Raw genomic sequence first — 2,403 nt, 5'->3', positions numbered from 1 at the left:
CGACGCCGAGAACCTCACCCTTGAGTGGGTCGGCTCGGTGCCCGGCAAGCGCGAGTACCGTCGCTTCGTGCGAGGGCACGTCCTCACCCAGCAGGACGTGCTGGAGCAGAGGGAGTTCGAGGACCGGGTCGCCTTCGGCGGCTGGTCCATCGATCTCCACCCTGCCGGCGGCGTGTATGCCACCGAGGCCGGCTCGAGGCACTGGCACCCCGACGGGAGCTACCACATCCCGCTGCGCTGCCTGTTCTCGAGGAACGTCACGAACATGTGGATGGCCGGGCGGAACATCTCCGCCAGCCATGTCGCCTTCGGCTCCACCCGGGTGATGGCCACCTGCGCCGTGCTCGGCGAGGCCGCCGGGATCGGCGCGGCCCTCTCCCAGGAGCTGGAGGTGACCCCGTCGGCGCTGGCAGGGGAGCACGCCCACCAGTTGCGTCGTGCACTGGTGCGGGCGGACGCCTCGGTGCTGGGTGCGGAGAACGACGATCCGGCCGACCTCGCGCTCCAGGCCACCGTCAGGGCCTCCTCCGAGAAGACGACGCTCGCCTCGACCCTGAGCGCGGGTCTCGTGTCGCTCACCGATGACCTGGGACTGGTGCTGCCGGTGGATCCTCGGCTGGACGGGATCGAGGTGCTGGTCGACGCCGTCGAGGCCACGGAGCTCCGGGCGTCGCTGCACGCCACCTCCGCCCCGCAGAACTACCTGCCTGCCGAGCAGGTGGCCGACGTGCACGTGACGGTGGAGCCCGGCCGGTCGTGGGTGCACCTACCGCTGGTCTGGGAGCCACGAACGGCGCAGAACGGTGTTGTGATTCTGCACGCGAACCCCGAGCTGGCCGTGCACGAGGGGGTGGGCGCGGAGCCGGGCACCGTCACCATGATCCACCGCGAGATGCCCGAGGACGAGCGGTACACGGAGCAGTGGCGCGACTGGAAGGAGACCGTGCACGGGCGCGGGATCTGCTTCCGCGCCATCGCCCCGACGCAGGCGTTCCGCGCCGACCAGGTGCGCGGCGGGTTCGCCCGACCCTACGGCGGACCGAACCTGTGGGTGTCCGCGGCCACCAGCGAGGACCCGCAGCCGTGGGTCGAGCTCAGCTGGCCCGAGCCGGTGCGGATCGGTCGCATGGAGGTCGTCTTCGACGACGACGTGAACCAGGATCTGATCAATCTTCACCACCACCGGACCGAGCCGGAGGTGATGGAGACGCTGGTGCGCGAGGCGCGGATCGAGGCACGGAGCGAAGGGACCTGGCGCGAGCTCGCCTCGGTCGAGGAGAACCGAGAGAGACGATGGGCGACCGTACTCGACGGGCCGCTGTCGGTGGACTCCCTGCGACTGGTCGTGCCGTCGGAGCCTGGGCGTCGTGGCTCGAGGGTGGTCGCCTGGAGAGTGGATCGGGACCCGCAGCACGTCGCAGGGCGGTGAGACGACCTCGTCGCCTCACTGCCCTGCTGTGGCTGCCGCCCCGCGCCTACCCCGCGATCATGAACGGCACCACCATCGTCGCCAGCGTCACCACCGGCCCGATGATCACCATCGACAGTCCCCACCGGGTGAGGTTCCGGTTCACCCGAGCCCGGTGCTCCTCCACGGTCGAGGCGACGATCGTCGCGCCCGTCGTGCCGAACGGTGCGCAGTCCACGAGCGACGCGGAGATGGCGAGGGCGTAGATGAACCCGGTCATCTCCAGGCCGCCGCCGGGCACCAGCAGCGGCACGGCGAGCGGGACGAGCGCGCCGATGATCCCGATGGTGGAGGCGAAGGCGGAGACCAGCGCCGCGATCACGCAGATCACGAAGGCGGCCACGAGCGGGGAGCTGACGGAGCGGGCGGCCTCGCCGAGCTGGTCGATGGCGCCGAGGCGGGTCAGCACGCCCACGTAGGTGATGATGCCGCCCAGCAGCAGGATCGTGTTCCAGTCGATCCGCTTCATCGCGCTCTTGCCGATCTTCGGGTCGATCAGCGCGATCGCGACGGCGATCACGAGGGCGACCACGCCGAGGTTGATGTCCACCTCGGCGAGGGTGAGCAGGAAGAACGAGACGATCAGCAGCGGGATCGAGACCAGCACGAGCAGCTGCATGGCGGTCAGCGGCTTGCGCTCGGTCTTCGTGGGGGCGTCGGTGCGCTGGTCCACGGCGACACCGCCGCCGGCGCCGCTCCCGTCGGCCCCGACGACGCCCTCGGCGCCGCCACCAGCGCCCGCGGCGCGGGTGCGCTCGATGAGCTCGCGCCCGCCGAACATGAAGAAGGCGACGGCGACGACGAGCGCGTTGATGCCGATGGACAGCGCGAACATGAGAGCCGGGTTGTAGGGGATGTCGGCCGAGCGCGCCACGGACATCACGGTGATGCCGACGATGGAGGTGGGCGCGAGCGCGCCGCCGACGATCGCGGAG

2 protein-coding genes are annotated in these 2,403 nt (G+C 70.7%); one reads left to right on the top strand and one right to left on the bottom strand.

Annotation, left to right across the window (positions count from 1 at the left end):
• Window positions 1-1,429, top strand: a 1,429-nt coding sequence (locus ACOJSN_RS06410) for an FAD-dependent oxidoreductase (RefSeq protein WP_420111678.1), incomplete at its 5' end; no start/stop codon positions are given.
• Window positions 1,430-1,475: 46 nt separating this feature from the next.
• Here ACOJSN_RS06410 and ACOJSN_RS06405 read toward each other — a convergent pair.
• The coding region (locus ACOJSN_RS06405) for an SLC13 family permease (RefSeq protein WP_420111677.1) at window positions 1,476-2,403 on the bottom strand (928 nt) is incomplete at its 5' end.

Origin of the sequence: Pseudactinotalea sp. (genome assembly GCF_048594945.1) — a bacterium.
Taxonomy (GTDB): domain Bacteria; phylum Actinomycetota; class Actinomycetes; order Actinomycetales; family Beutenbergiaceae; genus Pseudactinotalea.
This window is presented reverse-complemented; position numbering and strand designations above follow the sequence as displayed.